The following is a 17,645-nucleotide window of genomic DNA, read 5'->3' as shown; positions in this document are numbered from 1 at the left end:
GAGGCGGCCGCTTCGGGGGCGTGGGCGGGGGTCAGCCGAGCTTGCTGACGTCCCGGACGGCGCCCTTGTCCGCGCTGGTGGCCATCGCGGCGTAGGCGCGCAGTGCGGCCGAGACCTTGCGGTCGCGGTTCTTCGGGGCGTACACGCCGTTCAGGGCCTGCTCGCGGCGGGCCAGTTCGGCGTCGTCGACCAGCAGCTCGATGGAGCGGTTCGGGATGTCGATGCGGATGCGGTCGCCGTCCTCGACGAGGGCGATGGTGCCGCCGGAGGCCGCCTCCGGGGAGGCGTGGCCGATGGAGAGGCCGGAGGTGCCGCCGGAGAAGCGGCCGTCGGTGATCAGCGCGCAGGTCTTGCCGAGGCCGCGGCCCTTGAGGAAGGACGTCGGGTAGAGCATCTCCTGCATGCCGGGGCCGCCCTTGGGGCCCTCGTAGCGGATGACGACCACGTCGCCGTCGGTGACCTGCTTGTTCAGGATCTTCTCGACGGCCTCCTCCTGCGACTCGCAGACGACGGCGGGGCCCTCGAAGGTCCAGATCGACTCGTCGACGCCGGCGGTCTTCACGACGCAGCCGTCGACGGCGAGGTTGCCCTTGAGGACGGCGAGGCCGCCGTCCTTGGAGTAGGCGTGCTCGGCGGAGCGGATGCAGCCGTTCTCGGCGTCGGTGTCCAGCTCCTCCCAGCGCTCGGACTGGGAGAACGCCTCGGCGGAGCGGACACAGCCGGGGGCCGCGTGCCACAGTTCGACGGCCTCGGGGGACGGGGAGCCGCCGCGCACGTCCCAGGTCTTCAGCCAGTCGGCGAGGGAGGGGCTGTGGACGGCGTGGACGTCCTCGTTGAGCAGGCCCGCGCGGTGGAGTTCGCCGAGCAGGGCGGGGATGCCGCCCGCGCGGTGCACGTCCTCCATGTAGTACGTGCGGTTCTTGGCGACGTTGGGGGCGACCTTCGCCAGGCACGGGACGCGGCGCGAGACGGCGTCGATCTCCTCCAGGCCGAACGGGACGCCGGCCTCCTGGGCGGCGGCCAGCAGGTGGAGGATCGTGTTGGTGGAGCCGCCCATCGCGATGTCCAGGGCCATCGCGTTCTCGAAGGCGGCGAAGGTGGCGATGTTGCGGGGCAGGACCGAGTCGTCGTCCTGCTCGTAGTACCGGCGAGTGATGTCCATGACCGTGCGGGCGGCGTTCTCGTAGAGCGCGCGGCGGGCGGTGTGGGTGGCCAGGACCGAGCCGTTGCCGGGGAGGGAGAGGCCGATGGCCTCGGTGAGGCAGTTCATCGAGTTGGCGGTGAACATGCCGGAACAGGAGCCGCAGGTCGGACAGGCGTTCTCCTCGATACGGAGGATGTCCTCGTCCGAAATCTTGTCGTTCACGGCGTCGGAGATCGCGTCGACCAGGTCGAGGGTGCGGACCGTGCCGTCGACCAGGGTGGCGCGGCCGGCCTCCATGGGGCCGCCGGAGACGAAGACCGCGGGGATGTTGAGGCGCAGGGCGGCCATCAGCATGCCCGGTGTGATCTTGTCGCAGTTGGAGATGCAGACCAGGGCGTCGGCGCAGTGCGCCTCCACCATGTACTCCACGCTGTCGGCGATCAGGTCGCGGGACGGCAGGCTGTAGAGCATGCCGCCGTGGCCCATGGCGATGCCGTCGTCGACGGCGATGGTGTTGAACTCGCGCGGGATGCCGCCCGCCTCTTTGATCGCCTCGCTGACGATCCGGCCGACCGGCTGGAGGTGGGTGTGGCCCGGCACGAACTCGGTGAAGCTGTTGGCGACCGCGATGATGGGCTTCCGGCCGATGTCCGCACCCGGTACACCGGAGGCGCGCATCAGGGCGCGGGCGCCCGCCATGTTGCGGCCGTGGGTGACTGTGCGGGACCTCAGCTCGGGCATCGTCGCTCGCTCCTTCAACGATTTCCGTCAGAGAGTTCTGACTGAGTCGAGCGTACGCCGGGGGTACGACAGCCCGGGCGGACTGTCCGCAATACGGACGGGCGTCTCAGGAAACAACGGCTCGCAGGGGGCGGCGACCTGGCCGGTCAGGGGTTGGTGAGGTGCCCCTGCACGACCGGCGCGACCCGTTGCACGATCACCTCGACGTCGGTCGAGGCCAGCGGCTCCAGCTTGATCACGTAGCGCAGCATGGCGACGCCGACCAGCTGCGCGGCGGCCAGCTCCGCGCGCAGCTCGGCGTCCGGCAGGCCGAGCCGGGCGGCGACGCGGCGCAGCAGCTGACCGGCGACGAGGCGGCGGAAGACGGCGGCGGCCGCCTCGTTGTCGACGGCGGACCGCAGGACGGCGAGCAGGGGCGTGCGGGTCACCGGGTTCTCCCAGATCCCGAACAGGAACCGCGCGAACCGCTCGCCGACCTCGTCGGCCGGCCCTTCGAAGATCACGTCGGGGGCGCTGAGGGCGGGCGCGAAGACGGTCTCCACCGCGGCCTGGAAGACTTGCTCCTTCGTGCCGAAGTAGTGGTGCACCAGCGCCGAGTCGACGCCGGCGGCCTTCGCGATGCCCCGTACGGAGGTCTTCTCGTAACCGCGTTCGGAGAACTCCTCGCGGGCCGCGGTCAGGATGCGCTCGCGGGTGTCGCCCGCCGCACCGGCCTCCGTACGGCGAGGGCGGCCGCGGCGGCGCGCGGTCGGGCCGGTCATCGCCGGGGCACCCGCGCGGCGGAGGCCAGGTGGAGGCGGGTGAAGGCGAGGGCCTCGGCGAGGTCGGCCTCGCGTTCGGCGCTGGACATGGCGCGGCGGGTGTTGACCTCGATGACGACGTGGCCGTCGAAGCCGGTGTGGGCGAGTCGTTCCAGCACCTCGGCGCAGGGCTGGGTGCCGCGGCCGGGGACCAGGTGCTCGTCCTTGGCGGAGCCGTTGCCGTCGGCGAGGTGGATGTGGCCGAGACGGTCGCCCATGCGGTCGATCATCTGGAGCGCGTCGGTGCGGGCGGTCGCCGTGTGGCTGAGGTCGATCGTGAAGTGGCGGTAGTCGTCCTTGGTCACGTCCCAGTCGGGGGCGTACGCCAGCATCTCGCGGTCGCGGTAGCGCCAGGGGTACATGTTCTCGACGGCGAACCGCACATCCGTCTCGTTCGCCATCCGCCAGATTCCGGTGACGAAGTCCCGGGCGTACTGGCGCTGCCAGCGGAACGGCGGGTGGACGACGACGGTGCTCGCGCCGAGCTTCTCGGCGGCCGCGCGGGCGCGCTGGAGCTTGACCCAGGGGTCGGTGGACCACACGCGCTGGGTGATGAGCAGGCACGGGGCGTGGACGGCGAGGATCGGGACGTGGTGGTAGTCGCTGAGCCGGCGCAGTGCCTCGATGTCCTGGCTGACGGGGTCGTTCCACACCATGACCTCGACGCCGTCGTACCCGAGGCGCGCGGCGATCTCGAAGGCCGTCGCCGTCGACTCCGGATAGACCGAGGCCGTCGACAGGGCGACCTTCGCATCCGGGATGCGCACCACTGGTTCTGCCACGAAGGACAGGGTACGGGGCGCCGCTGGGCACCGGGGTGCGGGTGGCCGGTGCGCTGCCTCCGCGACCGACGGCAATCAGCCACGCGCGTGGGGGTGGTTCGCACGCTTTCGCCCGGTGGCTCACGCCCCTCCGGGCCCGGTGACTCGGGGCGGCCCTGCGCGCTGTGACTCACGCCTCGGTCCGGGCTGGAGGCCGCCGTGCCCTTCCCGAAGACCTGCGCGCCCTTCCTGGAGGCCCGCGTGGCCTTCCGGCCGGGAGGCCTGCGCGCCCTTCCTGGAGGCCTGCGTACGCCCTTCCCGACCCGGCGGTCAACGCACCCTCCCGGCCGGGCGGTCCACGCACCCTTCCGACCCGGCAGCGGTCTGCGCACCCTTCCGCCCCGGCGGCGGGCTACGCGCGCGTGCCCGTCGTCACCCTGTCCCCGGCCCCCGGCATGTGGTCCAGGCGGCGCAGGATGATGCCCTCGCGGAGGGCCCAAGGGCAGATCTCCAGGGTCTCCACGCCGAAGAGGTCCATCGCGCCCTCGGCGACGAGCGCGCCGGCGAGGAGCTGGGCCGCGCGGCCCTCGGAGACGCCGGGGAGTTCGGCGCGCTCCGCGGTGGTCATGGCGGCGAGGCGGGGCACCCAGGACTCCAGGGAGGACCGCTTCAGCTCGCGCTGGACGTAGAGGCCGTCGGCGGAGCGGGCGGCGCCGCCGATGCGGGCGAGCTGCTTGAAGGTCTTCGAGGTGGCGACGACGTGGTCGGGGGCGCCGAAGCGGGCGAACTCACCGACCGTGCGGGCGATCTGGGCGCGCGCGTGGCGGCGCAGCGCGCGGACATCGGCGGGGTCGGGCGGGTCACCGGGGAGCCACGCGGAGGTGAGCCGGCCGGCGCCGAGCGGGAGGGAGACGGCCGCGTCGGGTTCCTCGTCGATGCCGTAGGCGATCTCCAGCGAGCCGCCGCCGATGTCCAGGACCAGCAGCTTCCCGGCCGACCAGCCGAACCAGCGGCGGGCGGCGAGGAAGGTCAGCCGGGCCTCCTCGGCGCCGCTGAGCACCTGGAGCTCGACGCCGGTCTCGTCCTTGACGCGCTTGAGGACGTCGTCGGCGTTGCCGGCCTCGCGGACGGCGGAGGTCGCGAACGGCAGCAGTTCCTCGACGCCCTTGTCCTCGGCGGCCTGGAGCGCGTCGTGGATCACGGCGATCAGCTTGTCGACTCCGTCGTGACCGATGGCGCCGCTGTCGTCGAGAAGCTGGGCGAGGCGCAGCTCCACCTTGTGCGAGTGCGCGGGCAGCGGCCGGGCACCGGGGTGCGCGTCCACCACCAGCAGGTGCACCGTGTTCGATCCCACGTCGAGGACACCGAGTCTCATGTACGGAACGCTACTGCGCGCCGGGCCGCCGGCCGCCCCCGGTACCGCGCCGGATCCGGCGGCGGAGGTCCCGGCGGCCGCTCCCGGCGACTTACCCTGGTCCCGTGCCAAAGACGAAAAAGGCGAAGGACGAAAAGGCGACCAAGAAGTCCAAGAAGGACAAAAAGGTCCTGGGTCCTTCGCAGGCGACAGCATCGAAGGACGCCCTGACGATTCCGGTTCCGGCCCCGGCGGACGACGAGAAGGGCCTCGATTTCGCCCGCGCGTGGGTGGAGTTCCCCGACCCGGCGGACGACGAGCAGGTCTTCCGCTGTGATCTGACATGGCTGACCTCTCGCTGGAACTGCATCTTCGGAAGCGGCTGCCAGGGCATCCAGGCGGGCCGCGCGGACGACGGCTGCTGCACGCTGGGCGCGCACTTCTCCGACGAGGACGACGAGAAGCGGGTCGCCGGGCATGTGGCGAGGCTCACCCCGGAGATCTGGCAGCACCACGATGTCGGGACGCAGACGGGCTGGATCTCCGAGGACGACGAGGGCTCCCGGCAGACCCGCCCGTACCAGGGTTCGTGCATCTTCCAGAACCGGCCGGGCTTCCCGGGCGGCGCGGGCTGCTCGCTGCACATCCTGGCCTTGAAGGAGGGCCGCGAGCCGCTGGAGACCAAGCCGGACGTCTGCTGGCAGCTGCCGGTCCGCCGCACCTACGACTGGATCGACCGGCCCGACGACACCCGGGTGCTCCAGGTGTCGATCGGCGAGTACGACCGCCGGGGCTGGGGTCCGGGCGGCCACGACCTGCACTGGTGGTGCACGTCGGCGACCTCGGCGCACGGCGCGGGCGAGCCGGTGTACGTCTCCTACCGCGCGGAGCTGACCGAGCTGATGGGCAAGGCGGGCTACGACCGGCTGGTCGAGCTGTGCGAGCAGCGGCTGGCCTCGCGGCTGCCGCTGGTGGCACCGCACCCGGCGGACCCGGTGACCGACACGGGCCCCGTGGACTGACGCGGACCCGGTGACCTGACGCGGACCCCGTGGACCGACGCGGGCACGCGGGCCCGCGGGCCCGAGCAGACGGGAGCGGACGCGGGCGCGAATCAGGACGTGGCCGGGCTCGGGTCGCCGCCTCCGCCGGACGGCGGCGGTGTGCCGGCGGGGCCGGACGGGGTGGTCGCGCCGGGCGTGGGCGTCGGGTCGGGCGAGGGGGGCGGACTGCTGGACGGCGGGTCAGTGGGCACGGTGGGCGTGGGCGTCGGGCCGGGGCCGGACGACGGCGGCGGGCCGGCGGGCGTGCTCGGCGCCGGGCCCGGACCGGGGTCGGACGGCGCGGGCGCGGTGCCGTAGCCCGCGATCGTGACGACGGCGCCGGCCGGTGAGACGGCCACCCGCGCGGTCCAGTACCCGGAGGGCTCGCGCAGCGGGTCGACGTACACCTTGACGGTGACCGACTCGCCGGGGCGCAGGGTGCCCGAGGACTGGCTGAAGTAGAGCCAGGGCGCGCGCGTGGAGGCGGACCAGCGCACCGGGGAGCGGCCGGTGGCGGTGAGCGTGACGAGGGTGGTGTCGCCGCTGTTGGCGGCGGTGACCTCCAGCTGTCCGGCACCCTTCTCGCCGGTTCCGGCGACGCTGACGACCTCGACGGAGACATCGGTCCCGCCGCCGGCGAGGCGTCCGCCGCGACGGGTGCCGGCGTTGCCGGCGCTCTCGTAGCCGCCGCCCGCCGCCTCGCCGCCGAGGCCACCGGCGCCGTCGTCGCGGCTGGCGGTGGCGCCGCGGCCGTCGTCCTCGCCCGTGAAGGGGGCGCCCCGGTAGGCGGACCACAGCGCGATCACGGGGGCGGCGACGACGGTGGCGACGACGGTCGTGGTGACGGCACGCGCGCGCAGGCGGTCGCGGCGGGCGGCGCGGTCCTTGGGGTCCATCGGGAAGCCGCGCCGGTCGAAGCGCGGCGCGGCGGCTCCCCGCACGCGCGGGTGGTGCGCCATCGCCATGTGCAGGGCCGCGCGGGGCGCCTCCAGGACGGGCAGCGCGGCGGGGGTGACGGTGGCGCCGGGCCAGCGGCCGGGGACCGCGCGCTGGGCGCCGCGGCGGCAGCGCGGACAGTCGTCGACGTGCCGGACCAGCTCCCGGCGCACGGCCGGGCTGAGGACGAGGCGGCGGTCGCCGGTGAGGTGGGCGACGCCGGGGCAGCTGCCGCTCTCCACGACGGCGAGGGCCGCGCGGGTGCGTTCCACCTCGCAGGCGGCCGCGGCCAGCAGTTCGCGCGCGGCGGCGGCGTCCATGCCGAGCACGGCGGCGACCTCGTGGGCGGCCAGGTGATGGCGTACGGCCAGCTCCAGCGCCTCGCGCTGCTCCGGGGTGGTGCCGGCCGCCTCCGGCCAGGCGAGCAGGGCCAGTTCACGCCGGCGCCGCTCCTCGACCTCCTCGGAAACCGGGGGCCCGGCGGGCGGCGCGGTGCGCCGGCGCGCGGGGCTGTGGCGGCCCGCCGCGTGGGTGGCCTGACGTTTCTGCTTGGCCTCGGCCAGCTTGCGCAGACAGGCCCAGCGGGCCAGCGCGTACAGCCAGGCGCGGCGGTCCCCGGCCGCCTCGGGGGCGCGCTGGCCGCGCCGCTCGGCGACGGACAGCACCTCGCCGAGGGCGGCGGTGGCGGCGTCGTGGTCGCAGAGTACGGAGAGGCAGTAGGTGAACAGCCCGTCGAGGTAGGGCTCGTAACGGGCGGGCGGGCGGTGCGCGAGCGTGCGCGCCGCAGCGCGGTCACGCGCCTCGCGGTGCACCCGGTGCGCGGCGGGGCTGCGGGTCGAGGTCTCCGGGCTGCTGCTCATCACCCGGCGACCGTAGGCGGCCGGGGAAGAACCCTTCTGCCCCCTTGAGCACTTTTAATCCGTACGGGTGAAACGATCCCTCATACGGGGACAGGAACGTCCGCCCCCTGGCCGATCACGGCTGATTCCGGGTGCGGGGCGGGTGAGGGGCGGGCGAGGGGCGGGCCGTCCGGCGGGGCGGTCACGCGGCGCGGGAAGTGCGGGCCGGTGGCGGTGGCGGCGCGGGCGGTGTGGGCTGGTGGCGGCGCGGGCGGTGCGGACCCGTGACGGTGCGGACCCGCGGCGAGGCGTGGTCGGCGGGCCGGTGGCGGGCCGTGGTCGGCGGGCCGGTGGTGGGGCGTTGTCAGTGGGGCCGGTTACGGTTTCGTGCATGGCTGCCCGTACGAAGACCACCAAGGACCGTCCGTCCTACCGCTGCACCGAGTGCGGCTGGCAGACGGCGAAGTGGCTCGGCCGCTGCCCCGAGTGCCAGGCGTGGGGCACGGTCGAGGAGTACGGCGCGCCCGCGGTGCGGACCACGACGCCGGGCCGCGTCACCACCTCCGCCCTGCCGATCGGCCAGGTCGACGGCCGCCAGGCCACCGCCCGCTCCACCGGCGTGCCCGAGCTGGACCGGGTGCTCGGCGGCGGCCTGGTGCCCGGCGCGGTCGTGCTGCTCGCGGGCGAGCCCGGCGTCGGCAAGTCGACCCTGCTGCTGGACGTGGCGGCCAAGTCGGCGAGCGAGGAGCACCGGACCCTGTACGTCACGGGCGAGGAGTCGGCGAGCCAGGTCAGGCTGCGCGCCGACCGGATCGGCGCGCTGGACGAGCACCTGTACCTCGCCGCGGAGACCGACCTGTCGGCCGTCCTCGGCCACCTGGACGCGGTGAAGCCCTCGCTGCTGATCGTCGACTCGGTCCAGACGGTGGCCTCCCCGGAGATCGACGGCGCGCCCGGCGGCATGGCCCAGGTGCGGGAGGTGGCCGGCGCGCTGATCCGGGCCTCCAAGGAGCGCGGCATGTCCACCCTCCTGGTGGGCCATGTCACCAAGGACGGCGCGATCGCCGGCCCCCGCCTGCTGGAGCACCTGGTGGACGTCGTCCTGCACTTCGAGGGCGACCGGCACGCCCGCCTCCGCCTGGTCCGGGGCGTCAAGAACCGGTACGGCGCGACCGACGAGGTCGGCTGCTTCGAGCTGCACGACGAGGGCATCGTGGGCCTCGCCGACCCGAGCGGACTCTTCCTGACACGTCGTGACGAACCGGTCCCCGGCACCTGTCTGACCGTCACCCTGGAGGGCCGCCGCCCCCTGGTCGCCGAGGTCCAGGCGCTGACCGTCGACTCGCAGATCCCCTCGCCCCGGCGCACCACCTCCGGCCTGGAGACCTCCCGGGTGTCGATGATGCTGGCCGTGCTGGAGCAGCGCGGCCGGATCAGCGCCCTCGGCAAACGGGACATCTACTCCGCGACGGTCGGCGGCGTGAAGCTCTCCGAGCCGGCCGCCGACCTCGCGATCGCCCTCGCCCTCGCCTCGGCCGCGAGCGACACCCCGCTGCCGAAGAACCTCGTCGCGATCGGCGAGGTGGGCCTCGCGGGCGAGGTCAGACGGGTCACCGGGGTCCAGCGCCGGCTCGCCGAGGCGCACCGTCTGGGCTTCACGCACGCGCTGGTGCCGGGCGATCCGGGGAAGATCCCGGCCGGTATGAAGGTGCTGGAAGTCGCCGACATAGGGGACGCCCTGAGGGTCCTCCCCCGCTCCCGTCGCCGAGAGGCCCCCCGGGAGGCGGAGGAGCGCCGGTAGACTTTGCCCAGGTCTCGCCCGTCCGTACGAACCGAGTGCGCGTTACGGGAGCGCCCCAGAACCTGCGACCGGAGGAGTGCAGTGGCAGCCAACGACCGGGCAGCAGCTCCCGGAAAGTCCGGTGGGAGTTCCGGTGCCGATGGCCTGATGCGCGCCTCACTGAGCGCCGTGGCACCCGGCACGGCCCTGCGCGACGGCCTCGAGCGGGTGCTGCGCGGCAACACCGGCGGCCTGATCGTGCTGGGCTCCGACAAGACCGTCGAGGCGATGTGCACGGGCGGCTTCGTGCTGGACGTGGAGTTCACCGCGACCCGGCTGCGCGAGCTGTGCAAGCTGGACGGCGGCATCGTGCTCTCCTCGGACCTGTCGAAGATCCTGCGGGCGGGCGTGCAGTTCGTGCCCGACGCGACGATCCCGACCGAGGAGACCGGCACCCGGCACCGCACCGCGGACCGGGTCAGCAAGCAGGTCGGTTTCCCCGTCGTCTCGGTCTCGCAGTCGATGCGGCTGATCGCGCTCTACGTCGACGGCCAGCGCCGCGTCCTGGAGGACTCGGCGGCGATCCTGTCCCGCGCCAACCAGGCACTCGCCACCCTGGAGCGGTACAAGCTCCGCCTCGACGAGGTGGCGGGCACGCTGTCGGCGCTGGAGATCGAGGACCTGGTGACGGTCCGGGACGTCTCCGCGGTCGCCCAGCGCCTGGAGATGGTGCGCCGCATCGCGACCGAGATCGCCGAGTACGTGGTGGAGCTGGGCACCGACGGCCGCCTGCTGGCGCTCCAGCTGGACGAGTTGATCGCCGGCGTGGAGCCCGAGCGGGAGCTGGTCGTACGGGACTATGTGCCCGAGCCGACCGCCAAGCGCTCGCGCACGGTCGACGAGGCGCTGTCCGAGCTGGACGCGCTCACCCACGCGGAGCTGCTGGAACTGACGACGGTGGCCCGCGCGTTGGGGTACACCGGCTCGCCCGAGTCGCTGGACTCGGCGGTGTCGCCGCGCGGCTTCCGGCTGCTGGCCAAGGTGCCGCGGCTGCCCGGCGCCATCATCGACCGGCTGGTGGAGCACTTCGGCGGCCTGCAGAAGCTGCTCGCGGCGAGCGTGGACGACCTGCAGACCGTGGACGGCGTGGGCGAGGCCCGGGCGCGCAGCGTGCGGGAGGGGCTGTCGCGGCTGGCGGAGAGCTCGATCCTGGAGCGGTACGTCTGAGCGACGGATCCCACGGACAGCGAGAGGGCCGCACCCCTGCCGGGTGCGGCCCTCTCGCTGTCGGCCTCAGTCCGCGTCGAGCACGAACGACGTCTGCACCTTCGCGAAGCCCGCGGTCCTGGCCTCCAGCAGATAGGTGCCCGCCTTGGCCGAGCCCGCCGGAGGCGTCGCGCACTCGGGGGCGCTCGGCTTGCGGTCCCACGTGACGGTGTACGCGATGCTGCTGCCGGCCGGGACCAGGTAGCGGAGGTGGGCGGCGCCCTTCGGGCAGTCGGCGGAGGACCAGTAGGGGTCGTCGGCGTCGGCCTGAGTGATCGTCAGAACCGCGCCCTTGGGGCCGAGATCGACCTTGCAGTCGCTGCCGGAGGTGTTCCGCGCGGTGACGCGGAACGTGGGGGTCTGGTCCGGCGAGTAGGAGTTGCGGACACTGCGGACGCTCAACGTGACCGCCCCGGGCGTGCAGTTGGGCAGCGAGGTGCCCGCGGGCAGCGCGTCGCCCGCGCCCACGCCGACGGCCCCGGCGCCGGAGTCGCCCGGCTTGCCGTCCACGCTTCCGGAGCCACCGGATCCGCCGGAACCACCGGCACCGCCCGACCCCGTGCCGGTGCCCGACCCGTCGTCCGATCCGTCACCGGACCCGCTGCCGGAACCGTCACCGGAGCCGCCGGAGTCCCCCGCACCGCTGGAGCTTCCGCTGCCCGACTCGTCGCGCCCGCCTGGCCGTTCGCTGATCGCCGGTCCGGACCCGGACGGTCCGGCGGTGATCGTGGGGAGCGGGTTCTTGCCGTTGGAACCGTCGGCGTTGTCGGATCCGCCGCCGCCGCCCGAGGTGACGACCCAGGTGATCAGCAGCGCCAACAGGACGATCACAGACAGCAGGACGGCCCTCCGTCGCCAGTAGATGGAGGAGGGAAGCGGCCCGACCGGATTGCGCAGAGATCCCACGGCGCAAACTGTACGAGAGATCGGTGCGTTACCTTGCGCCACCCGCCGCTCCAGCCGCAACTTTTCCGGATCATCATTCCGGAACCAGTTGTTCCGCACACCTGGAGGAGCCGGACGCCCGAACCGGCCCGGGAACCGCCCCGCCGATCCGCCCGTCGATCCGCCCGCGCCTCCACCCGCCGATCCACTCCGGCGATCCGCCCCGCCGATCCCTTCCGCCCCCGGCGACCATCCCCGCGTTCGATCGCGCGCCTTGCACCTCTGGCCACGGATTGCCGGCCCGACCCGCCCCGCCCCGCCGTAACCCCGTGCCCCGCCCCCGGCATGGCAGGATCGGAAGGCCATGACTGCGCCCACGAAGCCCCCGCACCGCACGATCCCCGACTCTCCGGACGGCGCCCACGACAGCCTCGCCGACACCGGCACCGACGCCGACGCCGACGCCCAGCCGGGCGCACCCGGCGCGTCCGGCGCACCCGGCGCACCCCACGTGCCCGGCGAGGAGCTGCACGCCCCCGTCATCGCCTGGTTCGACGAGCACGCCCGCGATCTGCCCTGGCGGCGCCCCGAGGCCGGGCCGTGGGGCGTGATGGTCAGCGAGTTCATGCTCCAGCAGACGCCGGTCAACCGCGTCCTGCCCGTCTACGAGCAGTGGATGGCGCGCTGGCCGCGCCCCGCCGACCTCGCCCAGGAGCCGCCCGGCGAGGCGGTCCGCGCCTGGGGCCGGCTCGGCTACCCGCGCCGCGCCCTGCGCCTGCACGGCGCGGCGGTCGCGATAGCGGAACGGCACGGCGGCGACGTACCGACCGACCACGCGCAGCTCCTCGCCCTGCCCGGCATCGGCGAGTACACGGCCGCCGCGGTCGCCTCGTTCGCGTACGGCCAGCGGCACGCGGTGCTGGACACCAATGTGCGCCGGGTCCTCGCCCGCGCGGTCACCGGGGTGCGGTACCCGCCGAACGCCACCACCGCCGCCGAGCGGAGGCTGGCCCGCGCGCTGCTGCCCGAGGACGAGCGGACCGCCGCGCGCTGGGCCGCCGCGTCGATGGAGCTGGGCGCGCTGGTGTGCACGGCCAGGAACGAGGCCTGCCACCGCTGCCCGATCGCCGCGCAGTGTGCCTGGCGGCTCGCGGGCAAGCCGGAGCACGACGGCCCGCCGCGCCGCGGCCAGACGTACGCGGGCACCGACCGCCAGGTCCGCGGCAAGCTGCTCGCCGTGCTGCGCGAGGCCCACGGCCCCGTGCCCCAGTCCGCGCTGGACCGGGTGTGGCACGAGCCGGTGCAGCGGGCGCGGGCGCTGGACGGGCTGGTCGCCGACGGGCTCGTCGAGCCGCTGCCGGGCGGTGTGTACCGGCTGCCGCTGGGCCGGCCGTCGTAACGGAGGCGGTGCGGCGTGCGCCGCGCCGGCGGGGACGGCGGTGGAGAAGCCGATGGGACGAACCGCCGCATCACCGGACCGAACGTCCCGCCGCTTTACCCCGTTCCTCCTTTCGTTACACAACCGACGGACAGCCGATTGACAGTCGCGGGCTGCTTCGGACAGCCCCGTGACAACGCCTCCGTAGCTTCATTGCCGTACCCGGCACGGACGGGACAGAGCATGGCAACGGGGATTCGGAGGCGGTTGATCATGGCGCAGGGAGAGGTGCTCGAGTTCGAGGAGTACGTCCGCACCCGGCAGGACGCGCTGCTGCGCAGTGCCCGGCGTCTGGTGCCGGACCCGGTCGACGCGCAGGACCTGCTCCAGACGGCGCTGGCGCGGACGTACGGCCGCTGGGACGGCATCGCCGACAAGCGGCTGGCGGACGCCTATCTGCGCCGGGTCATGATCAACACGCGGACCGAGTGGTGGCGGGCGCGGAAGCTGGAGGAGGTGCCGACCGAGCAGCTGCCGGACGCCTCGGTCGACGACTCCACGGAGCAGCACGCGGACCGCGCCCTGCTGATGGACGTCATGAAGGTGCTCGCCCCGAAGCAGCGCAGCGTGGTCGTGCTGCGACACTGGGAGCAGATGTCCACGGAGGAGACGGCCGCGGCCCTCGGCATGTCGGCCGGAACGGTCAAGAGCACGCTGCACCGGGCGCTCGCCCGGCTCCGTGAGGAGCTGGAGGCCCGCGATCTGGACGCACGCGCGCTGGAGCGTGAGGAGCGGGAGCGGTGCGCGGCCTGAGCGGCGCGGGATCGGTGCGCGCGGGTTCGGTGCGGACCGACCCTGACGGCCATGGCGTCCGGGCGGCGGGCAGGGCGGTGCTCTTACTCGCCGCCCTCGCCCTGTGCGCGGCCGCCTGCGGCACGGGCGGCACCGGCGCGCGGGACGAGGGGCCGGCGCATGCCGGGTCGGTGGCCGGTGCGGGGGCCGCGCCCTCCGACCAGCCCTCGGCGTCGGTCACACCGAACCGGATGGACGCGGTCCGGCTGGTGCGCAGCGATCCGCGGGTGTCCGCGGCGGTCAAGCGCGAGCTGCGGCCCTGCGTGCCCGGCGACTACCCGGTCGACGTGTCGTACGGCGACCTGACCGGCGGCGCCGTGGACGACCTGGTCGTCAACGTGCTGACGTGCGGGGACGCGGTCGGGGTCGGCTCGTATGTGTATCACCGTGCGGACGGCCGGTACGAGAATGTCTTCGGGGCGGAGGAGTCCCCGGTGTACGCGGAGATCGACCGCGGCGATCTGGTCGTGACCCGGCAGGTGTACGAGAAGGGCGACCCCGTCTCGAACCCCTCCGGCGAGGTGGTGATCACCTACCGCTGGACCGGGAACCGCTTCGCGGAGGACTACCGCATGCACAACGAGTACGGCAACGCCGTCGGGGAGGCGCCCGCCCCGGCGCCCGAGAGCAACTGACCAGAATCGACGGAGCATCCGGATGGCAGACCAGACCCACGTCCTGTTCGTCGAGGACGACGACGTCATCCGCGAGGCCACCCAGCTCGCCCTGGAGCGGGACGGCTTCGCGGTCACGGCCATGCCCGACGGGCTGTCGGGGCTGGAGTCGTTCCGCGCGAACCGTCCGGACATCGCCCTGCTGGACGTGATGGTGCCGGGGCTGGACGGGGTGAGCCTGTGCCGCCGCATCCGCGACGAGTCGACCGTGCCGGTGATCATGCTGTCCGCGCGGGCGGACGCCATCGACGTGGTGCTGGGCCTGGAGGCGGGCGCGGACGACTACGTCACCAAGCCGTTCGACGGTGCCGTGCTCGTGGCCCGGATCCGCGCGGTGCTGCGCCGCTTCGGCCACGCGAGCGGCGGTGACCGCGGCGACGACTCCGGTGCCGGGTCGTCCGGCGGGGTGCTGACCTTCGGTGAGCTGGAGATCGACACCGAGGGCATGGAGGTACGCCGGGCCGGGCAGCCGGTGGCGCTGACGCCGACCGAGATGCGGCTGCTGCTGGAGTTCTCCGCGGCGCCGGGCACCGTGCTCTCCCGCGACAAACTGCTGGAGCGCGTCTGGGACTACGGCTGGGGCGGCGACACCCGGGTCGTGGACGTCCATGTGCAGCGGCTGCGGCAGAAGATCGGCCAGGACCGGATCGAGACGGTCCGCGGCTTCGGCTACAAACTGAAGGCCTGAGCGGGGGCTGCCGACGTCATGCGGGGGATCACACGCCCGACCGCGCGCCCCGCGACGGGCGGCGCGCGCCCGGGCTTCAGGGCGCGTCTCGGCGTCCGGGGGCGCCTGGCCAACCGTGCGCGCCCCGGCGACCGGGGACGCCCCGGCGGCCGTACGGGCCTGGCCGGACACTCCGGCCCCGCCCTGCGCGCGCGGCTGGAGAAGCGGTTCGGCGAGCAGCTCGGGTCGGGGCTGCGAACCGGGCTGCGGTGGAAGCTGAGTGCGGCGATCGCGCTGGTCGGCGCGCTGGTCGCGGTCGCGCTGAGTCTCGTGGTGCACAACGCCGCCCGGGTCTCGATGCTGGACAACGCGCGGGACCTGGCGGACGAGCGCATCCAGATCGCCCAGCGCGACCTCGCGGACGTGCAGATCGCCGAGCACACCTTCGACCTGTCCAACCGGGCCAACTTCGCCAACGTCAAGATCGACGACCCGAATCTGCCGGCCGAGCTGCGGGAGAAGGTCGAGGCCGGGCGCCGGGCGACGTACGTGGCCGATCCGCCGGGCGGCTCCCCGGACATCTGGGCGGCGGTCCCGGTCGCGGACGGGCACGTGCTGTCCCTGCACACCGGTCTCACCGAGCGCAGCACCGACATCCTCAACGACCTCGACCAGGCCCTGGTCATCGGCTCGATCGCGGTGGTCCTGGCCGGCAGCGCGCTCGGCGTGCTGATCGGCGGGCAGCTGTCGGGCCGGCTGCGCAAGGCGGCGGCCGCGGCGAACCGGGTCGCCAAGGGCGAGCCGGACGTGCGGGTGCGGGAGGCGATCGGCGGGGTGGTGCGCGACGAGACCGACGACCTCGCCCGCGCCGTCGACGCGATGGCCGACGCGCTCCAGCAGCGGCTGGAGGCCGAGCGCCGCGTCACCGCCGACATCGCGCACGAGCTGCGCACCCCGGTGACCGGCCTGCTCACCGCGGCCGAGCTGCTGCCGCCGGGCCGCCCGACCGAGCTGGTGCTGGACCGGGCGAAGGCCATGCGCACCCTGGTGGAGGACGTCCTGGAGGTGGCGCGGCTGGACGGGGCGTCGGAGCGGGCGGAGCTGCAGGACATCATGCTGGGCGAGTTCGTGGCCCGGCGGGTCGCGGCGAAGGACCCGGACATCCGGGTGCACGTGGTGCACGAGTCGGAGGTCACCACCGATCCGCGGCGTCTGGAGCGGGTGCTGTTCAACCTGCTCGCCAACGCCGCCCGGCACGGCCGCCCGCCCGTCGAGGTCACCGTCGAGGGCCGGGTGATCCGGGTCCGCGACCACGGGCCGGGCTTCCCGGAGGACCTGCTCGCCGAGGGCCCGAGCCGCTTCCGCACCGGCAGCAAGGACCGCGCCGGGCACGGCCACGGCCTGGGCCTGACCATCGCCGCGGGTCAGGCGCGGGTGCTGGGCGCCCGGCTGACCTTCCGCAACGTACGGCCGCCGGGGGCCGCGGCCCACATCCCGGCCGAGGGCGCGGTCGCCGTGCTGTGGCTGCCGGAGCACGCGCCGACGAACACGGGCAGCCATCCGATGCTGCCGCTGTCGGAGGGGTAGGCCCGTACGCCGGTGACCCCGGGCGCGGCGGGCGCCCGGGGTCACCGGCGAGGAGTGAGCCGGTACGGCACTGTCAGATCTTCAGGCCCTTGGCGCGCAGGAAGGCGACCGGGTCGATGGCCGTGCCGTAGTTCGGGGAGGTGCGGATCTCGAAGTGCAGGTGCGGGCCGCTGGAGTTGCCGGTGTTGCCGGACCGGGCGATCTGCTGCCCGGTCTTGACTATCTGGCCGATCCGCACGTTGATCGTGGAGAGGTGGGCGTACTGGGAGTACGTGCCGTTGCCGTGCTTGATGACGACGGCGTTGCCGTACGCGGGGCCGTCACCGGCGCCGTTGCCGCCGGCCTTGACGACGGTGCCGCCGTGGGCGGCGACGACCTTGGTGCCGGTCGGCACCGCGAAGTCCTGACCACTGTGGGTGGACTGCCAGCGGGCGCCGTTCTGGGCGAAGCTGGCGGTCTTGGTGTAGCCCTTCACCGGGGCGACCCAGCCGGCGGCCTTCTTGGCCGCGGCGGTGGTGGCGGTGACGGCGGCCGGGGCGGAGGACGGTGCGGCGGCCGCGATCCCGGCCCCCAGAACGGCCGAGGCACCCAGGCCGGCGGCGAGGACGGCCGCACGGGTACGAAGCTGGGCCGTACGGGAAGAACGGGACGTGACGCGCGGGGACATTCGGTACCTCGGAAGGTCGGGGACAGGCAGAACCACCCGGTCCGCGGACCGCGGCGCCGGATGGCCATCTCTTGGTAACCCGGCCCTCCACAAAGGCCCAAAACGCCGATCTACGGCTCAAGCTAGTACGTGAGCCGGAAATCCCCTGACTCTTGACAGAGACCCCATTCGGGACGAACCACAGCAAGACGCCGATTCGCGCCAAGGGGTTACGGGAAGAATGTCCCATTTGGCCGCATCGGCTTTTCCACTATTCGGGCTAGTACCGGAC

15 protein-coding genes are annotated in these 17,645 nt (G+C 73.8%); 8 read left to right on the top strand and 7 right to left on the bottom strand.

Annotated elements, in window-relative coordinates; translation table 11 throughout:
* Positions 1-31: 31 nt before the first annotated feature.
* From ilvD to G7Z13_RS19850, 4 genes are all read right to left on the bottom strand, one after another.
* Positions 32-1,885: a dihydroxy-acid dehydratase gene (ilvD, locus tag G7Z13_RS19865; protein ID WP_166001153.1), complete on the bottom strand. Its 1,854-nt coding sequence runs from the start codon at positions 1,883-1,885 to the stop codon at positions 32-34.
* A gap of 146 nt (positions 1,886-2,031) precedes the next feature.
* Positions 2,032-2,646 (bottom strand): TetR family transcriptional regulator, encoded by a 615-nt coding sequence (locus tag G7Z13_RS19860; protein WP_166001151.1) that lies wholly within the window; start codon positions 2,644-2,646, stop codon positions 2,032-2,034.
* Entirely contained in the window at positions 2,643-3,467 is an 825-nt protein-coding gene (locus G7Z13_RS19855; protein ID WP_166001149.1) for a sugar phosphate isomerase/epimerase, read from the bottom strand. Before G7Z13_RS19855 ends, G7Z13_RS19860 begins: the two co-directional genes overlap by 4 nt.
* Positions 3,468-3,858: 391 nt before the next feature.
* Complete coding sequence (locus tag G7Z13_RS19850; protein WP_166001147.1) at positions 3,859-4,821, bottom strand: Ppx/GppA phosphatase family protein; 963 nt, start codon at positions 4,819-4,821, stop codon at positions 3,859-3,861.
* 104 nt (positions 4,822-4,925) lie between these two features.
* Here G7Z13_RS19850 and G7Z13_RS19845 point away from each other — a divergent pair, with 104 nt between their 5' ends.
* On the top strand, positions 4,926-5,822 hold the full coding sequence (locus G7Z13_RS19845; protein WP_166001145.1) for a hypothetical protein: 897 nt from the start codon (positions 4,926-4,928) through the stop codon (positions 5,820-5,822).
* A 92-nt stretch (positions 5,823-5,914) separates the two neighbouring features.
* Here G7Z13_RS19845 and G7Z13_RS19840 read toward each other — a convergent pair whose 3' ends face one another.
* Entirely contained in the window at positions 5,915-7,642 is a 1,728-nt protein-coding gene (locus G7Z13_RS19840; RefSeq protein ID WP_166001144.1) for a hypothetical protein, read from the bottom strand.
* A gap of 367 nt (positions 7,643-8,009) precedes the next feature.
* Between G7Z13_RS19840 and radA the strand changes: the two genes are divergently transcribed.
* Together radA and disA are read left to right on the top strand one after the other, a co-directional pair.
* Positions 8,010-9,419, top strand: coding sequence for a DNA repair protein RadA (gene radA / locus G7Z13_RS19835; RefSeq protein ID WP_166001141.1), 1,410 nt, complete (start codon positions 8,010-8,012; stop codon positions 9,417-9,419).
* Between the two features lie 81 nt (positions 9,420-9,500).
* Entirely contained in the window at positions 9,501-10,625 is a 1,125-nt protein-coding gene (gene disA, locus G7Z13_RS19830; RefSeq protein ID WP_166001139.1) for a DNA integrity scanning diadenylate cyclase DisA, read from the top strand.
* Between the two features lie 66 nt (positions 10,626-10,691).
* Here the strand turns inward: disA and G7Z13_RS19825 are convergent, their stop codons facing one another.
* Positions 10,692-11,570, bottom strand: coding sequence for a hypothetical protein (locus tag G7Z13_RS19825; protein ID WP_206313114.1), 879 nt, complete (start codon positions 11,568-11,570; stop codon positions 10,692-10,694).
* A gap of 343 nt (positions 11,571-11,913) precedes the next feature.
* Here G7Z13_RS19825 and G7Z13_RS19820 point away from each other — a divergent pair, with 343 nt between their 5' ends.
* The 5 genes from G7Z13_RS19820 to cseC all read left to right on the top strand — a co-directional run bounded on the left by G7Z13_RS19820 (position 11,914) and on the right by cseC (position 16,707).
* Positions 11,914-12,948: an A/G-specific adenine glycosylase gene (locus G7Z13_RS19820; RefSeq protein WP_166001137.1), complete on the top strand. Its 1,035-nt coding sequence runs from the start codon at positions 11,914-11,916 to the stop codon at positions 12,946-12,948.
* Positions 12,949-13,200: 252 nt separating this feature from the next.
* Positions 13,201-13,740 carry a SigE family RNA polymerase sigma factor gene (locus G7Z13_RS19815; protein ID WP_043502979.1) on the top strand — a complete coding sequence of 180 codons (540 nt, stop codon included), beginning with the start codon at positions 13,201-13,203 and terminating at the stop codon, positions 13,738-13,740.
* 29 nt (positions 13,741-13,769) lie between these two features.
* Entirely contained in the window at positions 13,770-14,414 is a 645-nt protein-coding gene (locus G7Z13_RS19810) for a hypothetical protein (RefSeq protein WP_206313223.1), read from the top strand.
* A gap of 22 nt (positions 14,415-14,436) precedes the next feature.
* Positions 14,437-15,141 carry a two-component system response regulator CseB gene (gene cseB, locus G7Z13_RS19805; protein ID WP_166001132.1) on the top strand — a complete coding sequence of 235 codons (705 nt, stop codon included), beginning with the start codon at positions 14,437-14,439 and terminating at the stop codon, positions 15,139-15,141.
* Positions 15,142-15,159: 18 nt separating this feature from the next.
* Positions 15,160-16,707, top strand: coding sequence for a two-component system sensor histidine kinase CseC (cseC, locus tag G7Z13_RS19800; protein ID WP_240926277.1), 1,548 nt, complete (start codon positions 15,160-15,162; stop codon positions 16,705-16,707).
* A 73-nt stretch (positions 16,708-16,780) separates the two neighbouring features.
* Here cseC and G7Z13_RS19795 read toward each other — a convergent pair whose 3' ends face one another.
* The gene (locus G7Z13_RS19795) at positions 16,781-17,374 is read right to left on the bottom strand and encodes a M23 family metallopeptidase (protein WP_166001130.1); all 594 of its coding nucleotides are present in this window, start codon (positions 17,372-17,374) and stop codon (positions 16,781-16,783) included.
* Positions 17,375-17,645 lie beyond the last annotated feature (271 nt).

The sequence above is a fragment of the Streptomyces sp. JB150 genome (assembly GCF_011193355.1).
Taxonomy (GTDB): Bacteria; Actinomycetota; Actinomycetes; order Streptomycetales; family Streptomycetaceae; genus Streptomyces.
Note: the sequence above shows the minus strand (reverse complement) of the source record. Positions and strands in the feature narration are given on the sequence as shown.